Source organism: Novipirellula artificiosorum, from assembly GCF_007860135.1.
GTDB lineage: Bacteria > Planctomycetota > Planctomycetia > Pirellulales > Pirellulaceae > Novipirellula_A > Novipirellula_A artificiosorum.
Genome location: NZ_SJPV01000046.1, coordinates 1 through 6,233 on the forward strand (window position 1 = coordinate 1; position 6,233 = coordinate 6,233).

Annotated in this window: 6 protein-coding genes; 2 read left to right on the forward strand and 4 right to left on the reverse strand. The window is 50.2% G+C overall.

Annotated elements, in window-relative coordinates; all coding sequences use genetic code 11:
- Window positions 1-23: 23 nt before the first annotated feature.
- The 4 genes from Poly41_RS33530 to Poly41_RS33545 all read right to left on the reverse strand — a co-directional run bounded on the left by Poly41_RS33530 (window position 24) and on the right by Poly41_RS33545 (window position 3,950).
- Window positions 24-719 carry a hypothetical protein gene (locus Poly41_RS33530; RefSeq protein ID WP_146531735.1) on the reverse strand — a complete coding sequence of 232 codons (696 nt, stop codon included), beginning with the start codon at window positions 717-719 and terminating at the stop codon, window positions 24-26.
- 220 nt (window positions 720-939) lie between these two features.
- Window positions 940-2,067 carry a hypothetical protein gene (locus Poly41_RS33535; protein WP_146531736.1) on the reverse strand — a complete coding sequence of 376 codons (1,128 nt, stop codon included), beginning with the start codon at window positions 2,065-2,067 and terminating at the stop codon, window positions 940-942.
- Between the two features lie 237 nt (window positions 2,068-2,304).
- Window positions 2,305-3,147, reverse strand: coding sequence for a DNA adenine methylase (locus tag Poly41_RS33540; protein ID WP_146531737.1), 843 nt, complete (start codon window positions 3,145-3,147; stop codon window positions 2,305-2,307).
- Window positions 3,144-3,950, reverse strand: a complete 807-nt coding sequence (locus Poly41_RS33545; protein ID WP_146531738.1) for a hypothetical protein — start codon at window positions 3,948-3,950, stop codon at window positions 3,144-3,146. The genes Poly41_RS33540 and Poly41_RS33545 overlap by 4 nt, the downstream gene beginning before the upstream one ends.
- A gap of 531 nt (window positions 3,951-4,481) precedes the next feature.
- Here Poly41_RS33545 and Poly41_RS33550 point away from each other — a divergent pair.
- Both Poly41_RS33550 and Poly41_RS33555 read left to right on the forward strand, forming a co-directional pair.
- Window positions 4,482-5,075, forward strand: a complete 594-nt coding sequence (locus Poly41_RS33550) for a helix-turn-helix domain-containing protein (RefSeq protein ID WP_197231996.1) — start codon at window positions 4,482-4,484, stop codon at window positions 5,073-5,075.
- A gap of 226 nt (window positions 5,076-5,301) precedes the next feature.
- Window positions 5,302-6,114 carry a hypothetical protein gene (locus Poly41_RS33555; RefSeq protein WP_146531740.1) on the forward strand — a complete coding sequence of 271 codons (813 nt, stop codon included), beginning with the start codon at window positions 5,302-5,304 and terminating at the stop codon, window positions 6,112-6,114.
- The last annotated feature ends 119 nt before the right edge of the window (window positions 6,115-6,233 follow it).

The window sequence follows — 6,233 nt, forward strand, 5'->3', positions numbered from 1 at the left end:
GCAAGATTACAGATTTCGAAATGTCAGAAATCAAACTCAAGCGTAACGCATTCCATGGCGATTGGAATTATGAAATCGCACCACGCAAGCGATGCAAACCTCGATAGTTTATTTGCGGACGGTCCCTTTGCATCGATCCCGAGCGTTTCCTTTGCGATGAATTCAGGCCAGTAGTCACAGATTTCAAAGAGCGAAAGTAGAACTGTTTTGGCATAGTACGGCCCAAATTTTAGCGTGTCACTTATCGCCTCCTGTGCAGCCTTATCGGTAGCTTCGTTGAGATGCTCGACAACGCAATGCGAGAGCTTTCGTCGCATTTCCATTACAGCCTCAAAGTTGCTTGGAGGGAGTGAACTATCGTTCGGACCCCACTTGTGCATTCGACGCACAGAAACCCCGCGTCTAAATTCATAAATATCGAGGTATTCCACGTCATCAGCGTCTATGCGGAGCTCGAATATCACATCTGGAAAACTCGCTGACATTTCGCGGAGGAATCCCATGGGTGGATTGCAAGCTCCGAGCCAAATACAGCCGTCTTCCTCGCTAGGCCATTGATCACCGACTGTGTTGTCTGTCTCCGTCCCGAAGATCTCACCGAAGTAAGTTCGGGTTTTACCGTCCTCATTCCGGGTGCAGGTTTCTATCAACCATCGTATGTCCAAAATCATTTCTTCTGGTCCAAAGGCCAGAACGTTGCTGCTGAAACAAATTCCCATTGTAAAATTGTCCTTCCGTTTTCAGTTGATTCGAATCAAAAATTGCACCAGACAGATTCCGTCATGATGCGTTTGGTTTTTCCGACTGAAGTCTTGTTGTCGATTTCAAAGTCGTGACGATTCCAGTTAAGCAACTCTTCGTCGTACATACGGTTTGCGTATCGGCTTAGCATGACCTCGCCCGTGCAGCCTCTGATCACCGAGAGCAACGAGCGAGACTTCATTTCGCTGTGGGTGGATTAGCAGCCAACCGCTGCGATTTGTCTTCCTGAGCCCAGCAAGCCAACTGCTTCCGAATTGGCTCGCAATCTTCGATGATGCAAAAAGCTTCGTAGAGATCCGATGGTGGGCCGCTCGATGTGTACCCACCGGCAGCCAGAATTGTGAATGGCAACTCGGGAAACGAAAGTTGGTTCACATCGCGCCTGTGATCCTCAGCAACTGCGATCAGATCAACTTTTTTGTGGAGGCTACTTCGCACTTCATCAGTCGTGTAGTCTTCCCATTGCAAGCAGACCTCCTCGAATTCGAGTTCTCCATCATCCAGATTGTCAACTAGATCGTGTAGCCGCTGGATGCGGTCTGCGTTCATTCTCGCCTGAGGAATGCACGCAATCGCCAGCTCCAATCCCATCGTTCTCTCCTTCGTCGTTGAAGCCACCAATTCGTCGTCGTCATGAGAGCATGGGCTCCAACCCCCGTTCCGGCCCTCATGAACTTTCCCGTTGGGCTGATCGTCTGCCCTCCTTCGATATGGAAGCCACCAATCAACACGAACGTCGATGTTTGGAAAACGCACTGCGCACCACGCGAGCACTTCGGCGGACGGATGCGGTGAGACGTAATAATCATCGTCGGAGACAACAAGGCGTTCTTCATAAAGGACACCCATCACCAGATTCTTCTCACAATTATCATGGAACGACAGAGAGAGCCGATAATGATCGACTGGCGATGTGCCGGGACCACAATACTCGAATCCTTCGTCACGTTCATGGAGCAACCTACTTTCCCCAGATTTGAATTCATACGTCCCAGAACTGTCTGCATGTTTATTGGTGAACGTCATCTGGAACGTGACTTCGGGAAAACGACCTGACATTTCCTTGACGAATTCTGTTGGTGGCTCCCAGTCCAAAGAACCCGCCCAGATGATGTCGTCTTCGGTCTCTTCGGAACGCCATCGCAATCCCATGCTGGCTTCGAGAAACTTATCGACGATGTTCATAAAGTACGTCACTTCGTCACCGCCTCGTTGATGAGCGTTGGAATCCAAAAGGTGGTTGATTCTCGATATGTCACGGTCGGGGCCAGTCGCGCGAATCACGCTCATGCAGTCGATAAGCATCAGATTTTACTCCCATGTCTGTAGAAAAAGTTCAGCTAGAAATTGCATCAGACAGATTCAGTCATGATGCGCAAACGGCAGAGCAGTCAGAAAAGTGGCGGACTCAGTAGTGAGTCCGCCACTAATCTGAAAGCCGGTCTCGGACGGTGGCAGAAACCCCATGGAAACCGTTCCTTACGGAACAGCCGTTAGTTAGAGGGGAAAGATCCACCGCCCGAAACTCAGGCACAACAACATCTAAAAATTGCACCAAACGGACTCGGTCATGATGCGTTTTGTTTTTCCACCAGCCGCCTTGTTGTCAATCTCGAAGTCATGTCGATTCCAATCCTTCAACGCGATCTCATAAAGATTGTTTGTGTACCCGCTCAGCATGACAGCTCCCTTGCAATCCGTGATTGCTTCAAGCAATGAGCGATGATCGTACTCCGTCAATTCGTGGGCATACTCGCCAGTAGTTGCGCGAGTGCGATGAAGATACGGAGGATCAAGGTAAAACAGAGTTTTTTCACCGTCCTGCTGCCGTATAACATCAAGAGCGTCCCTGCATAGGATGACAACTCGCTTCAGTCGGGAATGGACTTCAGGGAGACCGTCTACCGTACGCTGCCACGCAGATACCTGCTCATTCATCATTCGTCGCGTTCGATTGCGGCTTAATGTCGCGAAGTCATTGAAGGCACCACAGCGGCTCTGGCGGCATCGAATGAATAACTTGACCGCTGCCGCCACATCCAGTTTGGCTTGTGGGGCGTGTTTTCGCGCTGCTTCAAATTGGCGTTCAGAAAACGGTGTAGCATCTACCGTTCGGCGAAATCGCATGAATGCACGCTCGTCTTGAAGCACCTGCCAAAAGTTCTGCAGTGCAGAAAGTAAATCGTTGACGACTTCTGAAACTCCACTTTCATGCCTCTTCTCACCCCACTGATGACGTGGGTCAAACGGGTCTTTGTTCAGGAGCACGGCAAGACCGCCCCCATAGGGTTCTACATAGTGCAGATGGCGAGGCATCAGGTCGATGATCTTTTTGGCGAGGTACGATTTACCTCCCCACCACTTCAGTGGCTGTGCAATCTTCATTTCGCCCCTCCCTGCTGACCAGCTTGCGACTCGCGGCCTTGGAAGAATGCCAGCGGAAACCGAGCACGCCTGACAAGCGCTTCTGGACCGACTTCCACCTGAACTTCCAAGACACCTTCTTTGACAGACGCGGTGTATATGCACTCCTCCGAGTCGTGCGGCGCTCCATAGAACCACGCAAAGCTCTCTTTTCTGATCGATTGGCCCTCGTTCAATTTCAGAAATTCAATGAACCAGTTCACCGGGACAATGCAGCCATACGCCCCCTCTTCAGGAGTCAAATTGATCAACATCCGAGCTTCAGGTACGTATTGATCAATCTGAGTTTCTGCCACTGCCAGACCCGCGTCATGGTCTTCGCCATGCTGGTCATCGTGACCTTCTCGCCAAAATCGATGTTCATGTGCCACACTGACGCCAAAGGGATCTGGTTCGTCTGGAGCATTAGCGATATCCGGGTCGTGCAGCAACTGTTTCCCGTCCTTAAACCAGTACCGCTCGTAGTCCCATGGTGCCTCATATGAGATATTCAGGTAGAGCTTTGCTTCAGGAAACCTTCGTGATAGCTCAATCGCTTCTGCCGTCGGCAACATACGAGGAGAAAAGTCGATCCAAACTAGCTCTTCCTGCGGGCTATCCGATTCCGCTCCAACATCTTTAGTTGGGTTGCCTGCATCAACTTCACCAACTGCGGACTCGCCATGAAGCGAGTTTCCACGAATGGAGTCAAACATCTTTACGATAGCTGCGACATCATGAGCCGAGCCAAATGCGTACAAAGTAACACTGCAATCGATGGTCATCAGTAGTCTCCTTGGTTGTTGGGTTTAGCGGCATCTGCATTGCACCAGTTCGTCTTGATCTCAGTGCCGCCAGAAGTCCGCATGTCAGTACGTTTCAAACTTGTTGAACAGAATTTGACAGTGCTCCTGTGACGTGAGCTGTGACGCACAAAACGTTTTTCCATGATTTTTTTTACAGGTCCTGAACAACGATGCCGTAAATCATGTCTTGAAGAAGGATTCATGAGCGATATAATGACGCGAAACCTGTCAGGGTTACTCGGAAGGAAGGCAAACACATCTTGCCGGACGCTACCACGAGGCTGACAGGTCGTTGAACGAAAAGGCCTGTTGCGGAAGACAGGGGTCGATGTGTGGCTGAGCTTTCATGCTCCAACCGCGAAGTTAGAGCGCGGTATAAAAAGAGGGCGTTCCACCTGCCTCTAACAGACGGCTGACGCTGGAATGCGGACAGCAGAGCCACGGCTCGGGAGCATCCCGAACTCTTTCGTGTCTGCTGCTTTCGCTATGTCTCAATTTTCGAGTGCGCCAGTGCGCACATCGTTGCCGTCCAGCTCAATTCCCCGCGCGCTTGATGCCGCTGACTTCGCTCGCAGCATCAGCAAGGATGCACGCAAAGTTTGGGATCAAACTCATGTTGAACTGCTCCAGCAGGAGCCGTGGCTGTTTGAAGGCGGTGTGCCAGCAGCATGGCATTCCGTTGAGCGTTGGTCGCAATTTGCGGCGGCAACAGATGATTCGACTGTTGTGAAAGCACAACATGTCCGCATCGGTATTGAATTGTGGAGGTATTCACATCGCCTGAAGAATCAACAACTTGAGTTGCCTAGCTGTGACGAAACGACCGGGCTCGTGTACTGGTGTGGCAAGACGACGAATCTTGGAAGGAAAACGTACTGCTTCGGGATATTCAATACCCTCGTTCGTGCGAAAGGAGTCGCACTGCACCATGACACGATTGCCCAACGAATCGGTAAAGACGACTATTGGGACTCTGACTCATTCCGACAGGCAATTCGCCGATTACGGCGGAAACTGCCATCAGACCTTGCGGAGAGAGTGTGCAGCAAACGCGACCCCAGCGAACATTACTATTTCGCCGTCGAGTGCGGGAAGCGATCTTGATCTTCAACACACCACACATGTTCGGACTAAATCGCAAGACAGCTCAAAACTTTCGGCCTGAAACTCGACCGAAAGATGTATGGCAAGGTCACCGCAAAAATCACAGATGTCCTAAACACTTATGTGATTGCCGAAGCCTCCAAAGTGGTCGCACTTTCGGAAACTTCTAAGGAAGCTGGCAATGCTCAGAAAGTTCACTGACTCTGATAAACAGGATACTGGATTGATGACCGATATTATCGCAAGAGATCTGAGGACCGTGGGAAGCGTCTTCAACGATTCCGGGACAGAGTTTCGGACCTGTCGCCCTCATTTTATCTCAGCACGTGCAGCGACAACAGCTGGATTCTTCTCGAAGTCAGAGTGGCATCGCCGTGGGTTTGTGGTCGTTGACACTGGCCTCGCTATTTTTTGTGTCGCAAAGTTCTGGAGAACGTTTCACCCAGAGGACGAAGATGTGGTCCTTGCGTACAGTCTGTCAAACAACTATCTGGTCACGAATGACCGGTTTGACTCTGAACTTGGCTTGAAAAGTTGTTGGTCTGTTTTCCCAGCAAGAGCCACTGAGCCTAAACGGAATCCACAGTCAGCGAACGGTCGAAAGAAAACAAAACTTTCTAACACAAACAATCAATTGTCTTTATCACCATTACCATCAACTTCAACTTCACTTTCATCTTCTTCAACTTCCTCCTCCTCCTCATATGATGGTGAATCTCCATCAGTCAACAAAGGAAACAAAGGAAAACACAGTGTAGAAACGCTGATTCCAGAGAAAGAACTTCGTTCACGGTTAATAAGAGACAATGCGAAGCAAGGCACCGGCGTACTGGTCTATTTCCCTGAGACATTCGACTGGGATCGGCATCCTCAGCTTCAATATCTTCGGTCATCGTTCATGTGGTTCGCACACACTCTCCATGAAAGAAGATTCGTAAACACGGATGGGACTGTTTACGGAAAAGACGAATACATCACGATCAAGTCTGAATTCGCAAGGAATATCGATCCGAAGTTTCGACAGCTCATTATGAGCTAGTCCCCAATTCCTGTACCACCGGCGGCGAAATTTAAGAAACACCGAGAGTGCCCCTGGTCGGGCATTGAAGTGGAATTGGGTCTGTGGAATGGTTGGTTGTTGGTGACAGCAAGGCTGCC

Coding starts and splice junctions, on each gene's coding strand:
- Poly41_RS33530 (WP_146531735.1), bottom strand. CDS start 719: ATGGGAATTTGTTTCAGCAGCAACGTTCTGGCCTTTGGACCAGAAGAA.
- Poly41_RS33535 (WP_146531736.1), bottom strand. CDS start 2,067: ATGCTTATCGACTGCATGAGCGTGATTCGCGCGACTGGCCCCGACCGT.
- Poly41_RS33540 (WP_146531737.1), bottom strand. CDS start 3,147: ATGAAGATTGCACAGCCACTGAAGTGGTGGGGAGGTAAATCGTACCTC.
- Poly41_RS33545 (WP_146531738.1), bottom strand. CDS start 3,950: ATGACCATCGATTGCAGTGTTACTTTGTACGCATTTGGCTCGGCTCAT.
- Poly41_RS33555 (WP_146531740.1), top strand. CDS start 5,302: ATGACCGATATTATCGCAAGAGATCTGAGGACCGTGGGAAGCGTCTTC.